This window comes from Saccharopolyspora sp. NPDC002686 (genome assembly GCF_040295745.1).
In the GTDB taxonomy this organism is placed as follows: Bacteria; Actinomycetota; Actinomycetes; order Mycobacteriales; family Pseudonocardiaceae; genus Saccharopolyspora; species Saccharopolyspora oryzae.
On the sequence record NZ_JBEOVY010000084.1, the window covers coordinates 1 to 24,462 of the forward strand.

Annotated in this window: 20 protein-coding genes and 1 pseudogene; 14 read left to right on the plus strand and 7 right to left on the minus strand. The window is 70.3% G+C overall.

All coding sequences use genetic code 11. The features are described from left to right. Window positions 1-47: 47 nt before the first annotated feature. Window positions 48-1,313, minus strand: a complete 1,266-nt coding sequence (locus ABTZ89_RS13860; RefSeq protein ID WP_270946533.1) for an MFS transporter — start codon at window positions 1,311-1,313, stop codon at window positions 48-50. A 36-nt stretch (window positions 1,314-1,349) separates the two neighbouring features. Next, window positions 1,350-2,537, minus strand: coding sequence for an acetylornithine deacetylase (gene argE / locus ABTZ89_RS13865; protein WP_351044160.1), 1,188 nt, complete (start codon window positions 2,535-2,537; stop codon window positions 1,350-1,352). 114 nt (window positions 2,538-2,651) lie between these two features. On the opposite strand from argE, the gene ABTZ89_RS13870 reads away from it, so the two are divergent. Continuing rightward, a complete protein-coding gene (locus ABTZ89_RS13870; protein ID WP_270946535.1) occupies window positions 2,652-3,734 on the plus strand; it encodes an Lrp/AsnC family transcriptional regulator in 1,083 nt (360 codons plus the stop codon). On the opposite strand, the gene ABTZ89_RS13875 is transcribed toward ABTZ89_RS13870, so the two are convergent. The 3 genes from ABTZ89_RS13875 to ABTZ89_RS13885 all read right to left on the minus strand — a co-directional run bounded on the left by ABTZ89_RS13875 (window position 3,731) and on the right by ABTZ89_RS13885 (window position 7,550). Then, entirely contained in the window at window positions 3,731-4,906 is a 1,176-nt protein-coding gene (locus ABTZ89_RS13875) for an NAD(P)/FAD-dependent oxidoreductase (RefSeq protein WP_351044163.1), read from the minus strand. The two genes, ABTZ89_RS13870 and ABTZ89_RS13875, sit on opposite strands and share 4 nt — an antisense overlap. A 74-nt stretch (window positions 4,907-4,980) precedes the next feature. Then, complete coding sequence (locus ABTZ89_RS13880) at window positions 4,981-6,171, minus strand: NAD(P)/FAD-dependent oxidoreductase (RefSeq protein WP_351044165.1); 1,191 nt, start codon at window positions 6,169-6,171, stop codon at window positions 4,981-4,983. A gap of 20 nt (window positions 6,172-6,191) precedes the next feature. Further along, window positions 6,192-7,550, minus strand: coding sequence for a sodium/glutamate symporter (locus ABTZ89_RS13885; RefSeq protein ID WP_351044168.1), 1,359 nt, complete (start codon window positions 7,548-7,550; stop codon window positions 6,192-6,194). 106 nt (window positions 7,551-7,656) lie between these two features. On the opposite strand from ABTZ89_RS13885, the gene ABTZ89_RS13890 reads away from it, so the two are divergent. Beyond that, the gene (locus tag ABTZ89_RS13890; RefSeq protein ID WP_270946539.1) at window positions 7,657-8,598 is read left to right on the plus strand and encodes a LysR family transcriptional regulator; all 942 of its coding nucleotides are present in this window, start codon (window positions 7,657-7,659) and stop codon (window positions 8,596-8,598) included. Window positions 8,599-8,656: 58 nt separating this feature from the next. Continuing rightward, window positions 8,657-9,016 carry a cupin domain-containing protein gene (locus ABTZ89_RS13895; RefSeq protein ID WP_270946540.1) on the plus strand — a complete coding sequence of 120 codons (360 nt, stop codon included), beginning with the start codon at window positions 8,657-8,659 and terminating at the stop codon, window positions 9,014-9,016. Window positions 9,017-9,076: 60 nt separating this feature from the next. Here ABTZ89_RS13895 and ABTZ89_RS13900 read toward each other — a convergent pair. Beyond that, window positions 9,077-9,504: pseudogene (locus tag ABTZ89_RS13900) on the minus strand (MEKHLA domain-containing protein). Window positions 9,505-9,633: 129 nt separating this feature from the next. Here ABTZ89_RS13900 and ABTZ89_RS13905 point away from each other — a divergent pair. The 11 genes from ABTZ89_RS13905 to ABTZ89_RS13955 all read left to right on the plus strand — a co-directional run bounded on the left by ABTZ89_RS13905 (window position 9,634) and on the right by ABTZ89_RS13955 (window position 22,914). Next, a complete protein-coding gene (locus tag ABTZ89_RS13905; RefSeq protein ID WP_351044173.1) occupies window positions 9,634-10,653 on the plus strand; it encodes a LacI family DNA-binding transcriptional regulator in 1,020 nt (339 codons plus the stop codon). After that, window positions 10,650-11,603 carry a carbohydrate ABC transporter permease gene (locus ABTZ89_RS13910; RefSeq protein ID WP_351044175.1) on the plus strand — a complete coding sequence of 318 codons (954 nt, stop codon included), beginning with the start codon at window positions 10,650-10,652 and terminating at the stop codon, window positions 11,601-11,603. The genes ABTZ89_RS13905 and ABTZ89_RS13910 overlap by 4 nt, the downstream gene beginning before the upstream one ends. A gap of 3 nt (window positions 11,604-11,606) precedes the next feature. Continuing rightward, window positions 11,607-12,434: a carbohydrate ABC transporter permease gene (locus ABTZ89_RS13915; RefSeq protein WP_351044178.1), complete on the plus strand. Its 828-nt coding sequence runs from the start codon at window positions 11,607-11,609 to the stop codon at window positions 12,432-12,434. A gap of 32 nt (window positions 12,435-12,466) precedes the next feature. Further along, on the plus strand, window positions 12,467-13,744 hold the full coding sequence (locus tag ABTZ89_RS13920) for an ABC transporter substrate-binding protein (protein WP_351044181.1): 1,278 nt from the start codon (window positions 12,467-12,469) through the stop codon (window positions 13,742-13,744). A 96-nt stretch (window positions 13,745-13,840) separates the two neighbouring features. Beyond that, on the plus strand, window positions 13,841-15,025 hold the full coding sequence (locus ABTZ89_RS13925) for an ADP-ribosylglycohydrolase family protein (protein ID WP_351044184.1): 1,185 nt from the start codon (window positions 13,841-13,843) through the stop codon (window positions 15,023-15,025). Beyond that, the gene (locus ABTZ89_RS13930) at window positions 15,022-16,353 is read left to right on the plus strand and encodes an ADP-ribosylglycohydrolase family protein (RefSeq protein WP_351044187.1); all 1,332 of its coding nucleotides are present in this window, start codon (window positions 15,022-15,024) and stop codon (window positions 16,351-16,353) included. Before ABTZ89_RS13925 ends, ABTZ89_RS13930 begins: the two co-directional genes overlap by 4 nt. A 64-nt stretch (window positions 16,354-16,417) precedes the next feature. Further along, window positions 16,418-18,403 carry an SUMF1/EgtB/PvdO family nonheme iron enzyme gene (locus ABTZ89_RS13935; RefSeq protein WP_351044190.1) on the plus strand — a complete coding sequence of 662 codons (1,986 nt, stop codon included), beginning with the start codon at window positions 16,418-16,420 and terminating at the stop codon, window positions 18,401-18,403. After that, window positions 18,400-19,608, plus strand: a complete 1,209-nt coding sequence (locus tag ABTZ89_RS13940; protein ID WP_351044193.1) for a CaiB/BaiF CoA transferase family protein — start codon at window positions 18,400-18,402, stop codon at window positions 19,606-19,608. The genes ABTZ89_RS13935 and ABTZ89_RS13940 overlap by 4 nt, the downstream gene beginning before the upstream one ends. After that, window positions 19,605-20,450, plus strand: coding sequence for an HpcH/HpaI aldolase/citrate lyase family protein (locus ABTZ89_RS13945; protein WP_351044195.1), 846 nt, complete (start codon window positions 19,605-19,607; stop codon window positions 20,448-20,450). Before ABTZ89_RS13940 ends, ABTZ89_RS13945 begins: the two co-directional genes overlap by 4 nt. Window positions 20,451-20,696: 246 nt before the next feature. After that, window positions 20,697-21,650 carry a cytochrome c oxidase assembly protein gene (locus ABTZ89_RS13950; RefSeq protein WP_351044204.1) on the plus strand — a complete coding sequence of 318 codons (954 nt, stop codon included), beginning with the start codon at window positions 20,697-20,699 and terminating at the stop codon, window positions 21,648-21,650. 235 nt (window positions 21,651-21,885) lie between these two features. Then, window positions 21,886-22,914: an undecaprenyl-diphosphate phosphatase gene (locus ABTZ89_RS13955; protein WP_351044198.1), complete on the plus strand. Its 1,029-nt coding sequence runs from the start codon at window positions 21,886-21,888 to the stop codon at window positions 22,912-22,914. A gap of 13 nt (window positions 22,915-22,927) precedes the next feature. On the opposite strand, the gene ABTZ89_RS13960 is transcribed toward ABTZ89_RS13955, so the two are convergent. After that, entirely contained in the window at window positions 22,928-24,079 is a 1,152-nt protein-coding gene (locus tag ABTZ89_RS13960; RefSeq protein WP_351044201.1) for a hypothetical protein, read from the minus strand. Between the last annotated feature and the right edge of the window lie 383 nt (window positions 24,080-24,462).

A 24,462-nucleotide genomic window follows, 5' to 3' on the forward strand; every position in this document is an offset into this window, starting at 1 on the left:
GAACGGTTTCGGGCAGGCCAGCCGCGAGGTCGTTCCAGGGTCCGGGGTCAGTTCACGCCTTCCATCCGCCGCGCGAACGACAGGCCGACGAGGGAGATGACGGCGACGCCGATGTAGTAGAAGCTGGGCGAGTTCAGCGAGCCGGTGACGTCGATGAGCCAGGTGAGCACGAGCGGCGCGACGCCTCCGATCGCGGTCACGCCGACGTTGTAGGCGACGGAAACACCGGTGGTGCGCACCTCCCCCGGGTACATCGCGGTGAGCAGCGCCGGCAGCGGGCCGAAGTAGAACGCCATGATGACGCCGAGCACCACGGTGACCAGGACCAGCGTGAACACCGTCGGCGAGCCGACCAGGACCTGGAACAGCGGCCAGGCCAGCACCAGCGCCGCGGCGGCCGACCACGTCATCACCCGCGCCGGCCCGACCCGGTCCGCCAGCATGCCGACGAAGGGAACGCCGACGAGCGTGACGAGGCCGGCGACCGCGCCGCCGAGGTAAGCAGCGCTCGCGGGCACCCCCAGCTGCTTCGTCGCGAGGGTGGGCATGTAGAGGATGAGGTAGACCGACAGCGTCGCGACGCCGACGCACGCGGCACCGGCGAGGACCCGGCCGATGTGGCGGGTCAGCACCGTTCGGACCGGCGCCTGCTCCCGCGGCCCCTGGCTGAACTCCTCGGTCTCGGACAGCCGCGCCCGGATGTAGAGGCCGACCGGGCCGACGAGGATGCCGATGATGAACGGGATCCGCCAGCCCCAGGCGTAGAGGTCCTCCTCCGGCAGGTACGTGAACAGGACGTAGCCGAAGGCCGAGGCGAGGAACATCGACGCGCCTTGGCTGGCGATCTGCCACGACGCGTAGTAGGCCCTGCGGTTCGGCGCCGTTTCCACCAGGAACGTGGTGGCCGTGCCGAATTCGGCACCGGCCGAGAAGCCCTGGACGAGTCGCGAGAGCAGGATGATCAGGCCCGCCCAGGCCCCGATCGCGTCGTGGGTCGGCGCCGCTGCCATGAGGATCGTCCCGACCATCATGAGCAGGAGCGTCACCGTGAGCGCCTTCTTGCGGCCGTGCCGGTCGCCGTAGCTGCCGAGGAGCAGGCCGCCGAGCGGGCGCACGACGTAGGAGATGGCGAAGGTCGCGAAGGTGAGCAGCAGGCCGGAGCTCCCGCTGCCCTCCGGGAAGAAGTTCTTCGCGATGACGACCGCGAACGACGCGTAGACGATGATGTCGAACCACTCGAGGGCCGCACCGATCGAACTGCTGATCACGGCCTTTCGGGCGGCCGCGATGCGTTCCGGCGTGACGGTGGACATGTGTCCCTTTCGGTAGGGGTGACGCTGGCTGCGCGGTCAGGAGCGCAGTTCGTCGACGAGGTTGTCGAGGAGAGCTTCGCAGCGCGCGATCTGGTCGAGTTCGACGAACTCGTCCGCCGTGTGGGCCTGCGCGATGTCGCCGGGGCCGCACACCACCGTCGGGATGCCGGCGCGCTGGAAGAGACCGGCTTCGGTGCCGTAGGTGACCTTCGCCGGCGACTCCTCGCCGCCCCACTTGGTGACGTGGCGGATGACCTCGGCGTCCGGTGCCGTGTCGAGCCCGGGGGTCGACGCGGCGACGGACATCTCGACCCGCGCGCCCGGGTTCTCCGCCTGCATCTCGGTCTCGATGCGCCGAACCTCGGTGCGGAACACGTCGATCATCTCGTCGACGTCGACCCCCGCCACCGAGCGGAACTCGAAGCTCAGCGCGCACTCGGCGGGGACGGTGTTGACCGCGATGCCGCCGGAGATCTCGTTGACCGTCGCCGTCGTGAACGGCACGTCGAAGAACTCGTCGAACGGTCCGTCAGCGCGGAACCGATCGGCGGTGGAGCGCACGAAGCGCACCAGCTGGGCGGCGTGCTCGATCGCGTTGACGCCCTGCGGCGTCAGCGAGGAGTGCGCGGCCAGGCCGTGGAAGGCCACCCGGATCAGCGTGATCGACTTGTGGCCGCGGATGACCCTCATGCTCGTCGGTTCCCCGACGATGCAGGCCCGCGGGCGCAGACCGCGCCGGACGATCTCGTCGACCAGCGGGATCACGCCGACGCACCCGACCTCCTCGTCGTAGGAGAACGCGAGGTGGACCGGTTCCCGCAGCGGCTCGGCGGCCAGCTGCGGCAGCTTCGCGACGACGGCGCCGACGAAGGACTTCATGTCGCACGCGCCCCGGCCGTAGAGCCGGTCGCCGCGCACCTCGGAGGTGAACGGGTCGCTGCTCCACCGCTGCCCGTCGACGGGGACCACGTCGGTGTGGCCCGACAGGACGATGCCGCCCGTGGTCGATCCGTCGGCGGCGGGGAACGTGGCGAGGAGGTTCGCCTTGGTCCCCTCGGCGTTGGGGATCAACGTCGGCTCGACCCCGTGGGCGCGGATCTCGTCGGCGACGACGTCGATGAGCGGCAGGTTGCTGTCGCGGCTCGTCGTGTCGACGCCGATGAGGCGTGCGATCCAGTCCAACGTCGTGGTGGACGGGGTCAGAGGCGTGGTGTCGGCCGGCATGCGGGTTGAGCTCCAGGTAGTCGAGATTTGCATCCATCAAACGGGTGAATGATGATGGCATTCGCCCGCGACCAGGCGGGGGAAATGCAGGATTGCGCAGCAAGGGGTGAGATCGTGCAGGATTCCACCGGCATCGCGGACGAGCTCGACCTCGCCATCGTCAACTGCCTCCAGATCAACCCGCGAGCGTCGTGGACGCAGCTCAGCCGGGCGCTCGACGTCGACCCGGTCACGGTGGCCCGCCGCTGGAACAGGTTGAGCGACAGCGGCACGGCGTGGGTCACGGGCCGCGCGGCCGGGCACGGCACGCCGGAGTCGTGCCTAGCCGTCATCGAGCTGAGCTGCGCCGCCTCGGAGACCCTCGCCATCGCGAACCGGATCGCCCGCCTGCCCCACGTCCTCAACCTCGAGCACACGAGCGGCCCGCGCGCGCTCACGATCCTCGTCGAGGTGCGCGATCTGGCGTTCCTCTCGCGTTTCCTGCTCGATTCCCTCGGTTCGATCCCCGGGGTCGTCAGCGCGAGCAGCCACGCCGTGACGAAGGTGCTCACGATGGGCGACCACTGGAAGCTCAAGGTCATCGACGCGACCCAGCGCGCCATCATGGCCCGGAGCCTGCCCCGCCACCTGACCCAGCTCGCCGCGAACCGCCCCGACGGCCTCCGCCCCTACGACGACGTCGACAAGCAGCTGATCCTCCTGCTCGGCGAGGACGGCCGCATGCCGGTGTCCACTATGGCCGGACGAACGGGCTTGAGCGAGAGCACGATTCGCCGCCGGCTGGCCGAACTGGTCAACCACGGCCGGGTCGTCCTGCGCTGCGACATCGCGCTGCCCGCCTCCGGCTGGCCGGTCATCACGTGGCTCTGGGCGCACGTCAGCCCCGACGACGCGGAAACGATCAGAACGATCCTGCACCGCATCGAGGGCATCCGCGCGTGCTTCCAGATCTCCGGAGGCCAACCGAACCTCCTGCTCGGCCTCAACACGCGCTCGCTGCGCGAAGCACCGGTCATCGAGGCGAAGCTCGCCGACGCGGCACCCCGCCTGTCGATCATCGACCGGTCCATGGTGCTGCGCTCGATCAAGCGGATGGGACGCGAACTCGATGAAGCGGGCCGCAGCGTCGCGAGCATCCCGATGAACATCTGGGCCGCCCCCACCTCTCCCCCACCCCACCGCGAAACCACGACCTAAACGCCCGACCCGTAGGTCCGGGTCATCTCGCGCATGCTGTCGTCGAGCGCTTCGGCGTGCGCTCCGACGACTCGGTCGGCCCGGTAGGGCTCGAGGGCCGGGTTCTTCCCCTCCGAAGTCACATCGGCGGCGACGAGTTCCGCCAGGGCCGGTGCGAGGTGGATTCCGCTGTGCGTGACGACGTGGTACAGCCGCGGTTCGTCCGGCACGATCCCCACGATGGGCAGTCCGTCGGCGGGGACCGGGCGCACACCGACTGCCGCGGTCAACGGGACTTCGGCTGCCCGCTCGGGCAGCAGGGGCCGGGCCTGCGTCCACAACCTGTCCAGCAGATCTCGCGGAACCCGGGTGTCCGCACCGCTCCCCCGGGGGAGTTCCGCGTCGAGCGGGTACGAGTGCAGGCACACACCACCGTTGCGGGTCGGCCGCAAGTTGATCGTCCACAAAGTCCAGATCGACCGGAGGTCGAGCCCGGGTACGGGATCGAGGTGGCCGATGACTCCGGGGATCAGATCCAGGGGCAGGTCCGCTCCCGCCATCTCCGCGATGCGGCCAGCGGCTGGACCCGCGCAGTTGATGACGTGGTCGGCTTCCCAGACGCGGTCCCCCGAAAGCACGCCTGCGAGCGTGCCTCGGCGGTAGTGCAGGCCCGTGACCTCCACACCCTCGTGCAGGACGGCACCAGCTCTCCTGGCCCGGGCGAGCATTCCGGAGACGTAGGCGGCGGGGTCGTACCAGCTCGCCTGCGGATAGATCACTGCCGCACCACCGGCCGCGGCCGGCAGTCGCAAGCCTGGGTCCAGGTGCCGGAGATCGGCGATGTCGGCCACTTCCGACTCGTACCCCCACTCCGCCAGCCGATCGCGGCGAGCGAGCATGACGTTGCTGTCGTGCTCGTTGGTCCCCCACTCGATCGATGGCGCGGGGAACCGCCACTCCAGCTCACCGCAACGCTCGTTCAGCTCTTCGTGCAAGGCTGCGCTGCGCAGCGCGAGGTCGAAGTAGTGCCGGGGTGTCTTCCGCGCCGTGATGTCCATCGCGAAGGTCGTCGCGGTCGTTCCCGCTCCTGCGCGACCGCTGTCGAGGACCTGGACGGACATTCCGCGCTGGGCCAGGTCGCAGGCCACGGTCACCCCGATGGCCCCGGCGCCGATGACAACGACGTCACTCATCACACGTGCTCCCAGTTCACAGTCCGTTGCACCCGGCTGGATTCCACGGCTCCCGCCAGCGAAATCCCAGCGCGTCAGCGCATTTCCCCGGCGCCTCGATAGGGGTTGCGGCTGACGAGCGGTCGCCCTTCGGCGAAGCGCTCGAACCGGAAATCGGCGGCGTCGACCGACGGTTCCGAACTCGCACCGTCCAGCAGCAGGTCGGCCGCCAACTTCCCGACCGCGGGCGAGATCTTGTAGCCGTGGCCGCTGAACCCGACCGCCAGGAACAGGTTCTCGACGGGTGCGGGTCCGATGATCGGGTTGTAGTCCGGGGTCACGTCGTAGCAGCCCGCGTACGAGCTCGCGATGCGCGGATCCGGCATCGCGGGCAACCGGTGGTCGAGCTTGCCGATGTTCACCTCGACGAACCCGGGGTCGGCCCGGTTCGAGTAGTCGTCCGGGTCGGCGAACTCGGGACTGCTGTGATCGCTGTTGCCCACCAGCAGCTCACCGGACGGCTCGCCGCGGAAGTACTGCAGGTTCACCAGGTCGGAGAACACCGGCACGTCCCGGAGCGGCTCACCGGTGCCGACCAGGAGGATCTGCTCGCGTTGGGGCCGGATCGGCAGGTCGAGACCGGCCGGGCCGGCCAGCTCCGGGGACCACACCCCGCTGGCCAGCACGACCGCGCCGGCGTCGATGCGGTCGCCGTTGCCGAGTTCGACCCCGATGACGTCCCCGCCGGGCCCGATGCGCAAGGCCTCGACCGGTGTCCCCTGCAGGATCTGCACGCCCAGCTCGCGCGCTCGTTTGGCGAAGGCCATCCCGGTCAGGTAGGCGTCGCCGTGCCCGCCCCCGGGCTCGTGGGCGAACGCCGCGAAGTCGTCGAGCCGCATGCCGGGCCACAACTGCGCGACCGCGTCGTGGTCGACGAGCTCCACCTCGATGCCGAGTTCCCGGTGCATGGCCACGTTCGCCCGCAGCGACGCCGCGTTCACCTCACCGACGCCGACGATGTAGCTCGTTCGCCGAAAACCCACGTCTGCCCCGAGGATCTGCTCCGCGCTGGAGAACACCTCGGCACCGTCCCTGGCCATCGCCGCGAGGGACGGCACGCCGTAGTGGCACCGGACGATGCCGCTCGACTTGGCCGTCATACCGGAGCACAGCGTGCCGCGTTCGAGGACTGTCACCCCGACGCCGCCCCTCTCGGCCAGCGACCACGCGATCGCGAGCCCTTCCAATCCGCCGCCGACGATGACGATGTCGGTTGTGCCTGCCACTTGCCCCGCCCTCCCTCGTACTACTGCTGTTCAGCCGCGGCGGTTCCCGCGCGTTGGTGCGCCGCCGGCCAACGCCGGACGAACGTCAGGACGAGCAACGCGACACCGAAGACGATCGTGGCCGTGATGAAGGACCCGGTGAATCCGGCGACGACGGCGATCGGCGCGACGATCGCCAGCAGGATCTCGACCGGACCGAAACCCACGTAGGCCAACCCGAACTCCTCGACCGTGCCGCTCTTCAACCGCGGGTCCACGATGCGCAGCAGGGCCAGTCCGGTGGCGATGGAAGCCGTCGACCAGCCCCAGGTGAACAGCCCGCGCTCCAACCACTGCTCGCCGAACATCCGCGGCGTCAGGTAGCGGAAGATCAGCAGGCAGTAGACCAGGCCGAACACCATGAGCAAAGCCAGCGGGACGGCGTAACCCGCGACCACGCTCGGCACGATCGAAGCGATGCCCGTCGCCACCAGGAAGTCAGTCGCCGAACCGGAGATGCTCTTGATCGTGGCGCCGTCCAAGTACTCCCGGGCCGGCGTCCGGTCGATGACCGTCCGCAGCAGCAGCCCGCAGAGGAACGCCGCGGCGAACACCGGAACGGACACGTCCGGGAACAGCAGGGCGAACCCCTTGGTCGCCAGGTACCCGGCGAGCGTGACGATCACGACGAGCGACAGCTGCATGGCCAGCGGTTCCAACGAGCTCGGCGAAACCGTGGCCCGGCCGATCGGCTCCCGCTCCTCGGGCGCCGCCAGGAGACCGGTGCGCATCGACTCCGGGAGGTCCGCGACACCTGCCGCGCTCCCCCGGGAGTACTTGGCGCCCCACTTCACCAGGACCAGGCCACCGACGATGCACACCACCACTCCGACGGTCGCCGAGGTGAAACCCAGCGACGTCGCCTCCTGCCACCCGGCGTCGGACAGCGTGCCCCCGACCGCCGATGCCGTGCCGAAACCACCGGCCCACCCGGCCGCGAGCAGCAGCCCGAAACCATCGGGCAGGTCGAAGAACCAGCCGAGCACCGCAATCGCGAACAGCAGGCCGAGACCCCACTGCAGGACGTAGGACGACACCGAGTACGACCACATCACCCGCGCGCTGCGGATCTTGCCGCGCACGGCGAACGAATCGGTCAGCGGCAGCGCGCCGAACACCACCGCGGTCAGGATCGTCGCGTAGGTGCCCAGCTGCGACGAGAACGGGATCAGCCCAGCACCGTTGGGCCCGAGCGCCAGTCCGAGCACACCCGCGATGATGCTGGCGGGAAGCAGCAATCGCTGCACCCAGCGGACCTTCGCCCGGACGAGCTTGCCGATGAGCAGCAGTCCGCAGATGGAACCGATGTCGAGGAGAACGCTCCACGCGGTGAACGACATCGCACCTCCCTGGAAACGCCGGGCCTGGAATGCCCAGCAGTAGACAGCCCCGGAAGCAAGGTGTCCAATATCGGTTGGCTTCCGATTACTAGCGTCCGGAGAATGAATGGAACTTCGGCACCTGCGGTACTTCCTCGTGGCCAGCGAAGAACTGCACTTCGCGAATGCGGCGCGGCGGCTCAACATGACGCAGCCGCCGCTGAGCGTCGCCATCCGCCAGCTCGAGCGCGAGCTCGGCGCCGAGCTGTTCGAGCGCAGCACTCGGCAGGTGTCGCTGACCGATGCCGGGAAGGCCCTCGTCGAGCAGGCCAGCCGCATCCTTAACGCGGTCGACGAGCTGCCGACGCTGGCGCAGGAGGGCGCCAGCGGCAACACCGGTGAACTGACCATCGGGTTCGTGAGCTCCGCCAGCTTGTCCGTGCTGCCGCCGGCAGTGCGCTTGTTCCGCGAGCGCCACGAGAACGTCAAGCTCCACCTCAACGAGCTCACCACGGCTCAGCAGGTGGAGGCGCTCTACGAGGACGAGATCGACATCGGGCTGGTCAGGACCGGGACATCACCGGTGGGGCTCACCGTCACCCCCGTCCTGGAAGAACGACTCGTCGCCGTCATCCCCGAAGCGCACCCGCTCGCCGACCGCGATCCCGTTCCGCTGGACCTCCTCGCGGCCGAACCCCTCGTGCTGGTCCCCCACCGCCTCATGCCCGACTACTGCGAAGCCGTCCTCGAGATCTTCGAAACCGCGCGAGCACGGCCGCGGGTGCAGCAACGCGCCGTGCACCAGGAAACGATCCTCGGGCTCGTGGCAGCAGGCGTCGGGCTGTCCGTCCTGCCCGAATCGGTCGTGCGCATGCAGCGCCACGGCGTCGTGTACCGCCGGCTCGAGAACGACCAGTTCCGGGTGCCGCTCTCCGTCGCCACGGCCAGGCACAACAACTCGGCGATCGTCGAGAAGCTCGTCGACTGCATCCGGCGGGCGGCGCGGGACGAAGCGGTCCAGTTCCCGGAGCCCGGTTCGACACATGCGCCTTTCGACCCTGGTCCCTGACCGACCCGGGTCGCAGGCTGCGCACTGTGCGGTATCCGTGCGCAATCGAGGAGGACCGATGACGTTCGAAGTCAAGGATCTCGGCAAGCCGGACGAGACGCGCACGTTCGAGCACGGCGAGCTGGGCCTCGTCGAACTCCCGGGGGTGACTGTCGGGCGCACCGTGCTGCACCCCGGCTGGCGCTGGTCGAACGACGTCAAACCGATCGTGCAGACCGGCAGCTGCCAGCAGGCGCACACCATGTACGTCCTGTCCGGCACGCTGCACATCGCGATGGACGACGGTCAGGAAGGCGAGATCGGGGCCGGGCAAACGGGTGTCCTCTCCCCCGGGCACGACGCATGGGTCGTGGGCGACGAGGACTTCATCGCCATCGACTGGTCCGGGGCGGCCACCTACGCAACTCCGCCGGAGTGATCCACGCGCGGTGCGCCCGGACGTTCTGGAGAGGCCAGCGCGGACCGTCCACAGTGGTCGTCACGTGACGTCGCGCCAATCGCGGATCAGGGCGGCCTGCCCGCAGCGGTGCCCATCCGCGTCGAGCAGGTTCCACAGCAAGGTCTTCTCGATCCAGAAGCGCCGACCGCTCGCGGCGACCCGGACGCCGCGGTAGTCGTCGGTGAACCCCTGGCGCCGGGCGTCTTCGAGCAGGCGGTCGCGGTCGCCTGCGCATCCGACCCCGCGGACAACCGCGACGGCATCCCGACGATCTCGTCCCAGCCGTACTCGAAACACCGCTGCGCGGTCCGGTTCGCGTAGACGAAGCGCGGGTCGGCGCCGCCGTCGTGGGCTTCGGACCCGATTCGATCATCACCAGAACAGCAGCAGGGACGAGCACTGGATCGTTCCGCCGCGCGGCTGCGGCTGGAGATTCGGGCGGCGTCCGGATCGATCCCGGGTCCCATCCGATGATTGACACCGCAACAGAGCGGGTGGCACGATCACCGCCACAGATCTTGGAAACGTTTTCAACTCCCCTCGGGTCCGCGCTGGAAACGTTTCCAACCTCCCGCCGCGAACGACCTGGAGGGACGATGACGTCGACACGGGCCACGCTCTTGCACGTGGCCGAGCGCGCGGGGGTTTCGCTGGCGTCGACCTCCCGCGCCCTCCACGGGACCGGCGCGAGCAAGGCGATGGTCGAGCGGGTCCACGCGGCGGCCGCCGAGCTCGGCTACAGCGTGGACGCGATCGGGCGGTCGCTGCGCATGAAGAAGACCTTCCAGATCGCCTTCGCGGTCGCGGACATCGGCAACCCGGTCTACGTGGAGATGATGCGCGGCATCCACGAAGTCCTCGCCCCGCACGGCTTCCGGGTCGTGGTCATGACCACCGGCGACACCGCGGACTCCGCCGCGGAGCTGGTGCGCAGCCTGAACAGCGGCTTCGTCGACGGCATGATCATCATTCCGCTGCGCACCGACGACCGGCTGATCGCGGAGATCCAGCAGGCTCCGGTGCCGGTCGTGGTGATCGGGCGCGCGATGAGCGACCACGGCGTCAGCTCGGTCTCCACCGACTCGGCGGCCGGGATCGGTGCGGCCGTGGAGCACGTGCGGTCGCGCGGTCGCCGCCGCATCGGCTTCCTCAACGGTCCGCTCGACACGACACCGGGCGAGTCCCGGCAGCGCGGGTTCGACGCGGCAGCCCGCACCGCCGAGCTCATCGAGACCGAGATCGCTGACGATTTCACCGTCGCGGCCGGGCTCGACGCGGCTCGACGGCTCTTCGCCCGCGCCTCCGGCCCCGCGGAGCAGCTCGACGCCGTCGTGGCGGCGAACGACCTGCTCGCCATCGGGGCGATCCGCGCGGCGCGCGAATTCGGGCTGAAGGTGCCCGAAGACGTGGTCATGACCGGGATGGACGACACCGAGCTCGGCCGCGTGTTCCTGCCGAGCCTGACGAGCGTGTCCCTCGGCTCGACCGCACGCGGACGTGCGGCGGCCGAGCTCGTGCTCGGGCTGACCGACGATCCCGACCAGCCGGCGCGGCAGGTCGCCGTGGGTCCCGAACTCATCGTGCGTGAGTCCACAACAGACGGATCGGCGTTATGACCGCACCTTCCCTGGCCACGAAGCCGACTGCCCCACCGCCGCCCCGGAAGCGCGGGACGGCCGTGGCGCGCGCCCGGCGGCGCGAGGTCGTCGCGCTGGTGATGCCGTCGCTGATCCCGATCCTGGTGCTCAGCGTCGCGCCGCTGGTCGTCGGGATCGCGCTCGCCTTCACCGACGCGCGCCTGGTCCGCAAACCCGACTACGACGTGGTCGGACTGGACAACTTCGCCGGCCTCCTGGACAACTCGCTGTTCTGGGAGTCGCTGCGGATCGGCCTGATCTGGACGGTCAGCGTCACGCTGCTCCAACTGGTGGCGGCCATGGGCCTGGCGCTGCTGCTCAACTCCGGTCTGCGCCTGCAGAGTCTGACCCGGGTGCTCGCGCTCGTCCCGTGGGCGATGCCGCCGGTGGTCGTGGCGATCATGTGGCAGATGATCTACTCGGCCAACGGGGGTCCGCTCAACGCGTTCCTCGGCGGCATCGGCCTGCCCGGCGACATCAACTGGCTCGGGGACTTCTCCACCGCGCTGCCCGCGGTGATCGTCGTCGGCGTCTGGGTCGGGATGCCGCAGACCACCATCGCGCTGCTGGCCGGCCTGCAGCAGATCCCCGCCGACCTGCACGAAGCGGCCGCCGTGGACGGCGCCGGGGCCTGGCGCCGGTTCACCGCCGTGACCTGGCCGAGCCTGCGGCCGATCGTCACGTCGATCACGTCGCTGAACTTCATCTGGAACTTCAACTCGTTCGCCCTGGTCTACGTGCTCACCGAGGGCGGCCCCGGCGGTCGGACGATGGTCCCGGTGCTCTTCGTCTACCTGGAGGCGTTCAAGAACCGCAACCTCGGTTACGCCGCCGCGATGGGCGTCGTGCTCGTCGTCGTCATCGTGGCGGTGCTCGCCCTGTACCTGCGGGCGCAGTTCCGCCACGACCGCACCGAGAAAGCGCGGTGAGCCATGCGTTCCCTGATCCGCCCCGCCCAGTACGCGGCGCTCGCCGCCTACCTCCTGTTCCTCGGTTTTCCCCTGCTGTGGCTGATCTCGGCGTCGGTGAAGTCCTCCGCGGAGCTCAACTCGCTGTCGGTGAGCCTGCTGCCGCAGGAGTGGCACTGGGAGAACTACTCGCAGGCGCTCGACCGGCAGGGACTGGTCCGATCCGCGGTGAACAGCCTCGTGGTGGCGCTGGTGTCGACCGCACTGGTGATCGTCATCGCGCTGCCGGCGTCCTACGTGCTGGCCCGGGTAAAGGGCAAGGTCCGGATGGCCGGGGTCGCCTGGATCCTGGTGAGCCAGGTTTTTCCGGTGGTCCTCGTCGTCCTCCCTCTGTTCCTCGTCCTGCGGGCGCTCGGATTGGCGGACAGCCTGGTCGGGCTGACGCTCGTGCACACGACCTACATGCTGCCGTTCGCGTTGTGGATGTTGCAGGGATACGTCGCGTCGGTGCCGGTCGAGCTCGAGGAGGCCGGGACGATGGACGGCGCGAGGCGGTTCACCGTGCTCCGCGCGATCGTGCTCCCCCTGCTGGCGCCGGGCATCGCCGCGACCGCGATGTTCAGCTTCGTCGCCTCGTGGAACGAGTTCTTCTTCGCCCTGGTCCTGCTGCAGTCACCGGAGAACTACACGCTGCCGATCACCCTGAAGATGTTCATCGGCGGTGAAGGCAAGGTCGCGCTCGGGCCGCTCGCCGCGGGAGCGGTGCTCGCGGCGATCCCCAGCATCGTCTTCTTCTCCCTCCTCCGCCGCAGGCTCACCAGTGGGCTGGTGGCGGGAGCGGTGAAGGGATGAGTTCCCCCACCCCAGCCGTGAAAGGGTCGACAATGACGTCTCGACGCACGTTCCTCGGCGCATTATTCCTGAGCAGCAGCTTGCTGATGGCCGCTTGCAGCGGCGGCGGCAGCGATGAGTCGGGGCCGGCGACCCTGACCTTCCAGTCGCTGTCCGACCAGCCGGCCGCGATCGAAGCGACGAACAAGATCGTCGACGCCTGGAACCAGCAGCACCCCGAGGCGCGGGTGCAGGTGGTGCCCGCGGGCTGGGACGGGGTCTACGACAAGCTCATCACCCAGTTCAACGCCGGCACCGCGCCCGACATCATCCACTACGAGGCCGCCGGCGTCGTCCCGTTCGCCAAGGACGGCTACCTCGCGGACCTCTCGCCGTACCTGTCGGAGCAGAAGCGCGCGGACATCCCGAAGGGCGTGCTCGACTCGGTCACGGCCGACGGCAAGGTGATCGGCTACCCGACCGAGCTGCAGTCCTACGTCGTCTTCGCGAACAAGGGCCTGCTCCAGCGGGCGGGCGTCGAGATCCCCACCGGGCCCACGATGACCTGGGACCAGCTGCGGGAGATCGCCAAGGCCACCACCAAGGACGGCGCCTACGGCCTCGGGTGGGGCCTGTCCAGCCCGACGGCGGCGTTCGTGGCGCTGGCACCCGGTTTCGGCGGGCAGTACTTCCACGGCAGCGGCGACGGCACGACCATCGAGGTCGGCCAGGGCGAGATGGCGCTGCCCGAACTCGTCAACCAGATGGCCTTCCAGGACCGCTCCATCCTCCCGGTCACCCTGACCCAGTCCGGTTCCAAGGCGCTCGCCCCCTTCTACGCCGGGCAGGTCGCCATGACGGTCCAGGGCTCGTACCAGGCGGCGAACATCGCCAAGGACGCCCCGAAGGACCTCGACTGGACCGTGCTGCCGCCGCTGGCGGGGCCAGCCGGGCCGGCGCAGGCGGCCAACCCGCAGACCCTCTCGGTCAACGTCGACTCCAAGCACGTCGAGAAGTCCGCCGAGTTCATCGAGTTCTTCACCAACACCGAGAACCTGGCCGCGCTGAACGAGGCCGACGCGCTGATCCCGCCGACCACGTCGGCGCGGGAGGCCCTGGCCCAGAAGCTCGGCGCGCAGAACGGCTGGAACGCCATCCTGGCCACCGGGCAGCACCTGACCTCGGCCCCGTACCTGTTCGTCGACAAGTACGCGCAGTGGAAGGACACCGTGGCCACCCCGGCCTACCAGCGGTTCCTCGCGCAGCAGACCGATGCCGGTGCACTGGCCAAGGAACTCTCCGACGGCTGGAACAGCATCGCGCACAAGTAGTCGCACCCGGACCGGCGGCAGATCCGCCGCCGGTCCACTTCGGACAGCGGAGCGCGGGCGAACCGCCTGCGCCGGACGCGGAAGGGACCGGATCCGGTGACCTGGCTTGAGGACCGCGCGGTGGCGGTGATCACCGGCGCGGCGGTGGGCGACGCCCTCGGTGGTGCCACGGAGGGGTGGACACCGGAGCAGATCGAGGAACGGCACGGCGGCCGGGTGACCGGCATCGTCGGCCCGTGGTACCCGGACTGGCGGGACGCGCGCCCCATCGCCCCGTACCACAAGGGCGACGGGCACATCACCGACGACACCCTGATGACCTGCGCGCTCGTCGAGGTGTACGCGAAGCGCCGCGCCCACCTCGACGCCTACGCGGTGGCCGAGGACCTCGTGCCGCTGATGATCGGCGAGCCCCGGTGGGTTCCCGAGCTGGAGTCCTCCGCCCTGCTCCTGCAGCGCGTCTTCCTCGCCGAGAAGTGGATCGTCGCGAGACTCCACTATGGACACGTCGACCCGCGCGAGGCCGGTGCGGGCAACGTCGTCAACTGCGGCGCCGCGATGTACATCGCGCCGGTCGGGATCGCGAACGCGGGCGACCCGCGCGGTGCGTACGCGGAGGCGATCGACCTCACCGGTGCGCACCAGTCGAGCTACGGCCGGGAGGCGGCCGGGGTGCTGGCCGCGATGGTCGCCGCCGCGGTCGCTCCCGGTGCCGGCCTCGACGACGTGGTGGAAGCGGCCCTCGCGGTCGCGCACGACGGGACGGCAGAGGCTCTGCGCGCCGTCGTCGACGCGTTCGCGGACTCGACCCCGCCGAGCACCGACGAGCAGGAGCGCGCTCTCGCGCGCCGCGTCCGCGAGACCGTCGCCCCGTTCGATTCGGTGGGGCCGCACTACCGGGAGATGTCGATGGACGCCCGGCGGCCGTCCCGGACGAAGTCGATCGAGGAGCTGCCCGCCGCGCTCGGGCTCGTGCTCGGCCACCGGGGCGACTACCGCGGTTCGGTGCTGGCCTCGGTCAACTACGGCCGCGACGCAGACTCGATCGCCTCGATGGCGGGCGCGATCTGCGCGGGCCTGGGCGGGACCGCCGTCGTGCCGGCGGAGTGGGTGGACACAATCGGCGAGGCCAGTCGCATGGACCTGCGCGCGACCGGGCGGCTGATGGCTTCGGCCGCGGCCGACATCCTCCGGGCCGACCGGGAACGGGCCCTCGAGCGCATCGCCGGCATCGATGCGCTCGACGCCCGGGGCGCCGCGGTGATCGGAGAAGGGGCATGAGGCTCACCTGGGCGCAGCCGGAAGACCTGTTCGCCCACGAGCTGGTGCAGTCCGCGGCGGAGGGCAAGGACGTCACCGAGGTCCGCGATCGGTGGGTAGCCGCCGGTGGCGACCCGGTTCCCGCCGTGAGCGGCGCCGGTCCCCGCCCGGCCACGCCGGCGATGCGTTCGCTGGCGCGCACGTTGCTGGACGAGCTCGACGCGATCCCCGCCGCACCGGCCCCGGAGGAGCCGGATGACTGGGACGCGATCGTCGCGCTGCTCCCACCCGCCCCGAGCCTGCCGCGCCCCACGCGGGAACGGGCGCTCGGGGCGTGGACCGGACGAGCGGCGGGGTGCCTGCTCGGCAAGCCGGTCGAGAAGATCCCGCGGCAGGGCATCGAGGAGATCCTGCGCGCGACCGGGCGCTGGCCGCTGGACCGGTACTTCACCGCGGTCGGCCTGCCCCGGGAGGTCGCGGAGCGCTGGCCGTGGAACCGGCGCTCGGCAGGCACCTCGCTGGAGGAGAACATCGCCGGGATGCCGGAGGACGACGACCTCAACTACCCGATGCTGGCGCTCACCCTGCTCGAACGTCACGGCCGCGAGTTCACCACCGACGACGTCGGGCAGCTGTGGCTGGACAACCTCCCGGCCGGACGCGTGTTCACCGCCGAGCGTGCCGCGTACCGCAACCTCCTCGACGCCCGGCCTGTTCCGCTAACGGCCAAGCGCCACAACCCTTTTCGCGAGTGGATCGGCGCGCTCATCCGGACCGACGTCTTCGGCTGGGTGTCGCCGGGCGATGTGCGTGCCGCCGCGCAGCTCGCCTGGACCGACGCGCGGTTGAGCCACACGCGCAACGGCGTCTACGGGGCGATGTGGGCAGCGGCGCTCGCGTCGGCGGCGATGGTGTGCCGCTCCGCGGAGGAAGTCCTGGACGCGGCCGAGGCCGCCATCCCGCCGGGCAGCCGCCTCACCCAGGCGGTCCGGTTCGGCCGTGCGCTGGCCGCAGAGTCCGACGTGCGCACCGGTCTCGACCGCCTGCACGCGGAGTACGGGCACCTGCACTGGGTGCACGTGCTCAACAACGCGGCGGTCATCGCCTACGCATTGGCCAAGGGCCAAGGGGAATTCGGGCCGAGCGTGTCGATCGCGGTCCTGGCGGGATGGGACACCGACTCCGCGGCGGCGACGGTCGGCGGAGTCGTCGGCGCCCTGCGCGGCGTGGACGGCATCGGCGAGCGGTGGACGGCACCCCTCGACGGGCGCATCGCGACGTCGCTGCCCGGTGGCGAACAGCGCATCGCGGACCTGGCCGAACGCACCGCCGCGCTCTCGGTTTCGTGAGTGGTTCGGGGTGCTATGACGCCCCGAACCACTCACGAGACCACCAGGCAGGAGGAAAGGCACCATGACGTACGCGTTCGACCCGCTCGTTCCCCGTCCGATCGACCGGCAGACCGACGTGCCGGTGACCGGACCGCCGGATCCCGACCTGCTCGACGAGGCGAAGATCTTCGCCGGACCGCCCGATCCCGCCGACCGGCCCGCGTGGCGGCAACGCCTGCACGAGTGGCGCGATGACGCCCGGAACCGCCACGGCTACACCGGCGCCGCGTACGACCGCCCGGCGGCGGCGTGGGCGATGCGCTGCTACAGCGTCGCCCAGGTGTGGCTGTGGGACGAGCTGCTCTACTCGTTCGAGGAGCGGCGGTTCACCCCCGACCGCTTCATCGCCGACGCGCGCGAGCGCTTCGGCGGGCTGGACGCGGTCGTGCTGTGGCACGCCTACCCCATCATCGGGCTCGACGAGCGCAACCAGTGGGACTTCTACCGCGACGTGCCAGGTCTTCCCGGGCTCGTCAAGGCCCTGCACGACGCGGGGTTGCGCGTGTTCGTCGACTACAACCCGTGGGACGTCGGCACCCGGCGGGGCGAGGACGACCTGACCGAGCTCGCCGCGCTCGTCGCCGACTTCGACGCCGACGGCGTCTTCCTCGACACCCTCAAGAAGGCGGAACCGGAGTTCGTCGCCCGCCTCGAACGGGCCCGCCCCGGGATCGTGCTCGAAGGCGAGTCCAAGCTGCCCGTCGAGCGCATCGAGGACCACTCGTGCTCGTGGGCGCAGTTCTTCGCGGATTCTCCCGTGCCCGGGGTGCTGCGCGCCCACTGGTACGAGCGGCGGCACATGCAGCACCACGTTCGCCGCTGGCACCGCGACCACACCGAGGAGCTGCACTCGGCGTGGCTCAACGGCGTCGGCGTCATGGTGTGGGAGGCCGTCTTCGGCGTCTGGGTCGGCTGGTCGCGCCGCGACTCCGCGACCGTGCGCCGCATGGTCACCGTCCAGCGCGCGGTCGGCGACCTGCTGCTCGACGGCGAGTGGACGCCCCTCGCGGAACTCACCGACCAGGCCGAGGCAGCCGGGGTGTACGCGTCGCGCTGGGAATTGGACGACGTGACACTGTGGACAGTCGTCAACCGGGGCGAGGAGGACTACCGCGGCCCCGTGGTCGTTCCCGGCGATGGCGCGCTGATCGACCTCTTCGACGACGGCGTCGTGCCGGGGCGGGGTATCGGCGCGCTGCTGCACATCGCCCCGGGAGCCCGGGAGCCCGAGTGGCTGCCCGGGCTGGTCGAAGCGCTGCGGGGCATGCCGCACGACCCGGACGCCCGCTTCCCGCACCGCCTCGCGATCCGCCGCTCTCCGGAGCCGACCACCGGTGCGGCCGAACCGGGCGCCGTCGTCGTGCCCGCCGGGCCGTACGTGCTGACCGTGCGTTACCGCGCGCGGGAGACGGGCATGTACCAGGGCGCGCCCTACGTCGACGAGTGGAAACCCCTTCCGCCCAGGCTGCACGATGCGCGGACGCTGCAACGCGACGGAGAGCTCACCGCACCCGTCGCGGTCGCCTCCAGCGAGGTCACGAACGCGCAGTTCGCCGAGTTCCTCGAAGCGACGGGTTACCGGCCCGCCGATCCGCACCGGTTCCTCGCGCATTGGACAGGTGATCGATCGTCCACGCAGGACTCGCCGGTGACCTTCGTCGACCTCGACGACGCGCGCGCCTACTGCGCATGGCGGGGCGGTCGGCTGCCCACGGAGGACGAGTGGCAGCTCGCCGGGGAGACCGGCCGGTTGCGGCGCGGCGAGCCGGCCGTGTGGAACTGGACCGAGAGCGAGCATTCCGACGGCCGGACGCGGTTCGCGATGCTCAAGGGCGGCTGCGACTACCGCGCCGAGGGCGCCGACTGGTACGTGGAGGGCGGTCGGCGGGATCCCGACTTCAGCGTGAAGCTGCTGCTCCCCGGGCTGGGCCTCGCGCGCAGCGCGACGGTGGGCTTCCGCTGCGCCTGGGACCTGGCCGGTTCGTCCGATGTGGAGGATGTGCGATGACCGTGTCCCGCGATCTTTCGGCAGGCGCCCTCGCCGGACTGCGCGTCGTCGACGCGTCAACGCTCTTCGCCGGTCCGATGGCCGCCATGCACCTGGGCGACATGGGCGCCGAGGTGATCAAGGTCGAGCACCCGGCCAAGCCCGATCCGTCGCGCACCCACGGTGTCGCGAAGGACGGCGTCAACCTGTGGTGGAAGACCCTGGGCCGGAACAAGCGCACCGTCACCGCCGATCTCGCCAGCGAGGGCGGGCGCGAGGTGTTCCTCGCGCTCGCCGCGACGGCGGACGTGGTGATCGAGAACTTCCGGCCCGGCACCCTCGAACGGTGGGGCCTCGGCTACGAGGAGCTCGCCGCCAGGAACCCCCGGCTCGTGCTCGCCCGCGTCACCGGGTTCGGGCAGCTCGGCCCCTACCGGACGCGGCCCGGCTTCGGCACGCTCGCCGAGGCGATGAGCGGATTCGCCGCGACGACCGGGGAGCCCGACGGGCCGCCGACGCTCCCGCCGTTCGGCCTCGCCGACGGAGTCGCCTCGCTCGCCACCGCTTTCGCGATCATGGTCGCGCTGTCCACCCGCGAGCAGCGCGGGCAGGGGCAGGTCGTCGACGTGGCGATCATCGAACCGATCCTCGCGATGCTCGGCCCGCAGATCACCCGCTGGGACCAGCTGCGCACCGTTCAGCCGCGCACCGGCAACCGGTCGACGAACAACGCACCGCGCAACACCTACCGCACCTGTGACGGGCACTGGGTCGCAGTTTCCACGTCGGCGCAATCGGTCGCCGAGCGCGTCGTGCGGCTCGTCGGCCGGCCCGATCTCGCCGAGCAGCCCTGGTTCGCCAGCGGAGCCGATCGCGCGCGGCACGCCGACGAGCTCGACGAGGCCGTGGGCGCGTGGATCGCGCAACGCACGCGCGAGGAAGTCGTGGCGGCGTTCGAGGAGGCGCAGGCCGCGATCGCGCCGATCTACGACGCCGCCGACATCGTGGCCGATCCGCAGTTCCGCGCGCTGGGCACGATCCACGAGATCACCGACCCCGAGCTGGGCCCGACCCTGGTGCAGGGTCCGCTGTTCAGGTTGTCCGGCAACGACGGCGTCATCCGGTTCACCGGCCGCCCGCACGGTGCCGACACCGACGAGGTGCTCGACGAGCTCGGGTTCGCCCGGGAACGGATCGCCGAACTGCGCGCCGAGGGGGCGGTATGAGCCGCGCACCCGGTGCTCCCCCGTTGACGCTGCTGTACGTGCCGGCCGACCGGCCGGAGCGGGTGGGCAAGGCGCTCGCATCGAACGCCGACGTCGTGCTCGTGGACCTCGAAGACGCGGTCGCCCCGGCGCGCAAGGACGAAGCTCGCGCGAACGCGGTGCGGCTGCTCGCCGATCCGCCCGCCCGCCCGGTGCAGGTGCGCATCAACCATCCGAGCACGCCGTGGCACGACGACGACGTCGCCGCGCTCGCGGACCTGCCGCTCGCCGTGGGCGCCCGGGTCCCCAAGGTCGAGTCGGTAGAAGAGGTCCGGAAGCTCGCGGCCGCGCTGCCGGGGCGCGCGCTCCACCTGCTCATCGAGTCAGCGTTGGGGGTCGAGCGCGCCCTGGACATCGCGACGGCCGCACCGCGGGTCGCATCGATCGGGCTCGGCGAGGCGGACCTGCGCTCGGATCTGCGCGTGGCCGACGATGCGGGCCTCTCGTGGGCGCGCAGCCGGGTGGTCGTCGCGGCCAGGGCAGCGCACCTGCCACCGCCGGTCATGTCCGCCTACCCGCACGTGCGCGATCTGGACGGGCTGGCGGAGTCGTGCCGGGCCGGACGAGCGCTCGGTTTCCGCGGACGCACCGCGATCCACCCGGCGCAGCTGGACACGATCCGGGCCGCGTTCCTGCCGACCGCCGAGGAGGTGGAACGAGCGCGGGAGGTCGTCGCCCGGCTCGACGGTGCGACGGCAGCAGGTGTCGGCGCGCTCGCCCTCCCGGACGGCACCTTCCTCGACGTGGCGATGCTCGAACAGGCCCGCGCCGTCCTCGCCCTCACCGACCCGCGAAACCCCTGACCCTCCCCTGCGTCCGCGCGTTCCTCGAGCGAGGCATACTGCTGCTTCGAGGCGTTTCCCCGCCAAGCGGGGAAATCACCGTGCGATGTGCGGCCGGGTTCGAGTTCCGGGCCGCGCAGGTCGACGAGCACGAGTCGGCGTGCCGGTCGCGGGTTCACCCGGAACTCGCGGCGGATGCGGCAAATGCGGCAGTTGTCCGATGTGGCCGGTCGAATGCGCTGGAACAGGTGAGGACCATTGGTATCAGTGGTGCTGGCGGAAACCCCTGAGCTGCCACCGGAGTTGACCCCTGACCGGATCTTCACGTCCTGGACACCGGACCCGGCGGCGTTGGTGGTCGTGGCCGTGCTCGGCACGGCCTACTGGCTGGGTGTGCGGCGGCTCAGGGCCGGCGGGGAGAGTTGGTCGACGGCGCGGACGGCGGCGTTCTTCGGCGGCCTGGCCACGATCGCACTGGTCACGATGTCGTTCCTGGGGGTCTACGCCGACGCGCTGTTCTGGGCACGGGCCGTGCAGAACACCACGCTGCTGATGATCGCACCGCTGCTGCTGGCGATCGGCGCTCCGCTGTCGCTGCTCGTGCGCAGCGCCCCGCAGCAGCTCGCCGAGCGGACGACCACGTGCATCCGGTCGAAACCGGCGCAGCTGCTGACCTTCCCCGGTGTGGTCACCGCGCTGCTCGTCGGAGTTCCGTTCGCCCTGTACCTGACCCCGCTGTACGAGCTGACGCTCCGCTCGTCGGTGATCGACGCGGCAATGCGCGGAATGCTGGTGTTCGCCGGTTTCGTCTACTTCTGGACCCGGCTGCGCGTGGACCCGACGCCCCGCGACGATCCGCACGTGGTGTCGTTCGGGATCTCCCTCGCGGAGGTCATCTTCGACGGAGTGCTGGGACTGGTGCTCTGGCTGGGTCCGCTGCGCGCGCCGCACTACTACGAAGCACTGGCTCGCACGTGGGGACCGAGCCTGCGCACCGACCAGATCATCGCCGCGGGCGTGGTGTGGATCGGGGGCGACCTCGCCGGACTGCCGTTCCTCGGCGCACTGATGCGGCAGTGGAAGCGCGATGACGCGCAGGAGGCCGCCGAGATCGACCGCACGCTCGACGCGCAGGAGGAGGAGCAGCCGGACGAGCCCGCCGCGAGCAGTGGGCTGTGGTGGGAGGACGACCCGATCCTGGCCGAACGCTTCCGCCGCTGAGCCCGCACGGGTGGAGATCATTTCCGGCGAATTGCGGCGTTGAATCCGGACAATGCACATCCCGGACGCAGACAACGCAACAAGAGCGAAGAATTCGAAGTGGGCAATACTTCCGATTCCTCGCCGCCGAGCGCCGTTCTCGTCACATTTCCCAACATTCCCAGACCGGTAGGCTCGAGGAGTATTCCGGGCAGCCTCGCTGCGCTCAACGACAACCGGCGAGAAAGGTCCCGCCATGTCAGATCTGTCCTACTTCGAGGCCGCCGTGATCGGCTTGCTGCAGGGAGTCAGCGAGCTGTTCCCGGTTTCCAGCCTCGGGCACAGCATTCTCCTGCCCGCGCTCTTCGGGGGCAGCTGGGCCGGCGATCTCGACATGAGCGCACCGCATTCATCGTATTTGTCGGTCCTGGTGGCGATGCACGTCGCCACGGCGCTGGCACTGGTGGTCTTCTTCTGGCGCGACTGGGTGCGCATCGTCGGGGGCTTGTTCACCTCGGTGCGGGACCGCCGCATCCGGACGCCGTACCAGCGCCTGGGCTGGCTCCTGGTCGTCGGAACGATCCCGGTCGGCCTCGCAGGTCTGGTGCTGGAGAAGGTGGTCCGCGAATACCTGGGCAAACCCGTACCCGCGTCGATCTTCCTCGCCCTCAACGGCCTGGTCCTCTACGCGGTCGAGAAGTACCGGCAACGGCGCGACGAGCACGAGACCGCCCCGGAAACCGAGATCATCGAGGCGATTCCGCTGCACGAGCAGCAGACGGTCGTGATGTCGGCGGTGTCGACCGAGCAGACCGTCCCGATCCCGGCAGTCCGCGGGCTCGGCACCACCGCCGAGGACGACCGGGACGAATCCGATGACCCGGACGTGCAGTCCGACGTGCGGCTGTCCCGGCAGAGCTGGCGGCAGGCACTCCTCATCGGTGCCGCGCAGTGCCTGGCGCTGCTGCCCGGCATCAGCCGGTCCGGCATCACCATGGTCGGCGGGTTGGTCCGCGGCCTGCGCCACGACGACGCGGCGCGCTTCGCCTTCCTGCTGTCCACGCCCGCCATCGGCGGCGCGGGCCTGCTGAAGGTCCCCGAGCTCTTCGCCCCGGAAGCGCAGGGCGTGCTCGGACCCGCGCTCCTCGGCAGCGTCCTGGCCGGGGTCGGCGCCTACATCTCGGTGCGCTTCCTCACCTCGTACTTCGAAACGCGCACCCTGCGCCCCTTCGCCCTGTACTGCATCATCGCCGGGCTGGCCTGCTTCGGCTGGTTCGCCATCTAGGAAGCGGACCGGGTCACTTGCCCGCGGACCTCGGGGTCCGCTCGTTGTCCGACCGGGGGAACCAGGCGTACCAGTCGCGGCTGGTGGGCGCGAAGTAGTGCGTCGGCGGGAGCTTCTGCGCCGGGTAGAGGCGGTGGCCGGCGGCCGGACCGTTCGGGCCGTGGTCGAAGTAGGCGCCGCTGATCCAGTCCGGGTTGATGTCCATCTCCATGCCCCGGACGACCCCGGCCCCCTGCAGGATGCGCCCCAGCGTGCACACCGAGAGCGCGGGCCCGGCGACGTAGACCTCGGCGCCGCTGGCGGTGATGCCGAAGGCGGAGCGGTCGATGTAGGACTTGTTGCCGACGGTGACGCCCCACTCGGCGCTGCCGCCGGTGTCGCAGGTGGGGTTCAGCTGCCCGTCGTCGACGAGCATGACGAGGTTCTGGCGCACGCTGGCGACGTCCGGGGTGAGGTGCACTTCCTGGTTCCAGGAGCCGACTTGAGCGGTGCCGTTGCGCATCATCACCAGGCTCGCGGCACCGTTGACGAGCGGGTAAACGGTCTTGCCGTCGCTGTAGTAGCCGCCGTGGCTGTCCCCGCGCGGCAGGCGGAACCCGGCGTTGAACACGGCCAGCACGTTCTGCTGGTCGGTGCGCGTGAGCGAGTCGGGTTCGGACCACTTCCCGCCCGGATCCTGGAACCCGGGGCGCAGCTGGCCGCTGACCAGCTTCGGGTCGATCCACATCGCGGCGGCCAGGTACGAGGTGTGCTCGTTGTCGGGGCGCACCATGGCGACGCGCACGGCCGGTTTCCCGCGCACGGTTTCCACGGTCTGCCACTGGCCTTCGCCCGGCAGCGGTGTGCCGCCGGCGAGGTTGGGCATCGGAGCCGGGCCGCCGGTCGAGTTCGCGTCGTTTCCGACCTTGGGGATCCCGCCTTCCGGCGTGCCGCCGACCGCGGGTTTGTCGATGTCGTACTGCACCTGCTCCAGGTACGTGATGGCCGAGCCCAGGCCGTGATCGCGGCCCCATTCGGCCAGCCGCGCCGCCACGCCGGCGTTGCCGGGGGCGTCGAGCGCATGACCGATCGACCCGGCGATCACGACGGCGAACGCACCGAGCACGGCCAGCGTTCCGCGCAGCGCTTTCCAGAACGGGGATCGGCGATTCCGGGAGCCGGACACCGACGAACGCCTTCTGCGATGCTTCACGGACGGCCTTTCCAGAACTTTCCAGCAGTCGCCCACCAGAAGGCGGACCACCGGCCCCCAAGATCGGCTTCTCGATTGGTGGCGCACCCACCCCACGAGGCGTCTGCGCTATCGGGAGATTAGCAAGACCCGGATATCGCTCCGCGACCAACGCCGATGGAATTGCTCACACCGCGCGAAAGCATCGTCCCATTTTCGACCTTGACCCGAAAACGGGTACTTTTGCCGACCAGCCAGGATTCCCCTCGGAGACCGGACAATTCTCGCGGTAATTCCAAACGCCGCGAACGAGGATGGATCAGTCCATTGAGGACTCCACAGGTCGTGAGCACTTTGGGGCGCTAAAACACCCCAAA

Bases quoted from the DNA above. Each gene is read 5' to 3' on its own strand.
- ABTZ89_RS13860 (WP_270946533.1), bottom strand. From the start codon at position 1,313: ATGTCCACCGTCACGCCGGAACGCATCGCGGCCGCCCGAAAGGCCGTG.
- argE (WP_351044160.1), bottom strand. From the start codon at position 2,537: ATGCCGGCCGACACCACGCCTCTGACCCCGTCCACCACGACGTTGGAC.
- ABTZ89_RS13875 (WP_351044163.1), bottom strand. From the start codon at position 4,906: ATGAGTGACGTCGTTGTCATCGGCGCCGGGGCCATCGGGGTGACCGTG.
- ABTZ89_RS13885 (WP_351044168.1), bottom strand. From the start codon at position 7,550: ATGTCGTTCACCGCGTGGAGCGTTCTCCTCGACATCGGTTCCATCTGC.
- ABTZ89_RS13890 (WP_270946539.1), top strand. From the start codon at position 7,657: ATGGAACTTCGGCACCTGCGGTACTTCCTCGTGGCCAGCGAAGAACTG.
- ABTZ89_RS13895 (WP_270946540.1), top strand. From the start codon at position 8,657: ATGACGTTCGAAGTCAAGGATCTCGGCAAGCCGGACGAGACGCGCACG.
- ABTZ89_RS13905 (WP_351044173.1), top strand. From the start codon at position 9,634: ATGACGTCGACACGGGCCACGCTCTTGCACGTGGCCGAGCGCGCGGGG.
- ABTZ89_RS13910 (WP_351044175.1), top strand. From the start codon at position 10,650: ATGACCGCACCTTCCCTGGCCACGAAGCCGACTGCCCCACCGCCGCCC.
- ABTZ89_RS13915 (WP_351044178.1), top strand. From the start codon at position 11,607: ATGCGTTCCCTGATCCGCCCCGCCCAGTACGCGGCGCTCGCCGCCTAC.
- ABTZ89_RS13920 (WP_351044181.1), top strand. From the start codon at position 12,467: ATGACGTCTCGACGCACGTTCCTCGGCGCATTATTCCTGAGCAGCAGC.
- ABTZ89_RS13930 (WP_351044187.1), top strand. From the start codon at position 15,022: ATGAGGCTCACCTGGGCGCAGCCGGAAGACCTGTTCGCCCACGAGCTG.
- ABTZ89_RS13935 (WP_351044190.1), top strand. From the start codon at position 16,418: ATGACGTACGCGTTCGACCCGCTCGTTCCCCGTCCGATCGACCGGCAG.
- ABTZ89_RS13940 (WP_351044193.1), top strand. From the start codon at position 18,400: ATGACCGTGTCCCGCGATCTTTCGGCAGGCGCCCTCGCCGGACTGCGC.
- ABTZ89_RS13945 (WP_351044195.1), top strand. From the start codon at position 19,605: ATGAGCCGCGCACCCGGTGCTCCCCCGTTGACGCTGCTGTACGTGCCG.
- ABTZ89_RS13955 (WP_351044198.1), top strand. From the start codon at position 21,886: ATGTCAGATCTGTCCTACTTCGAGGCCGCCGTGATCGGCTTGCTGCAG.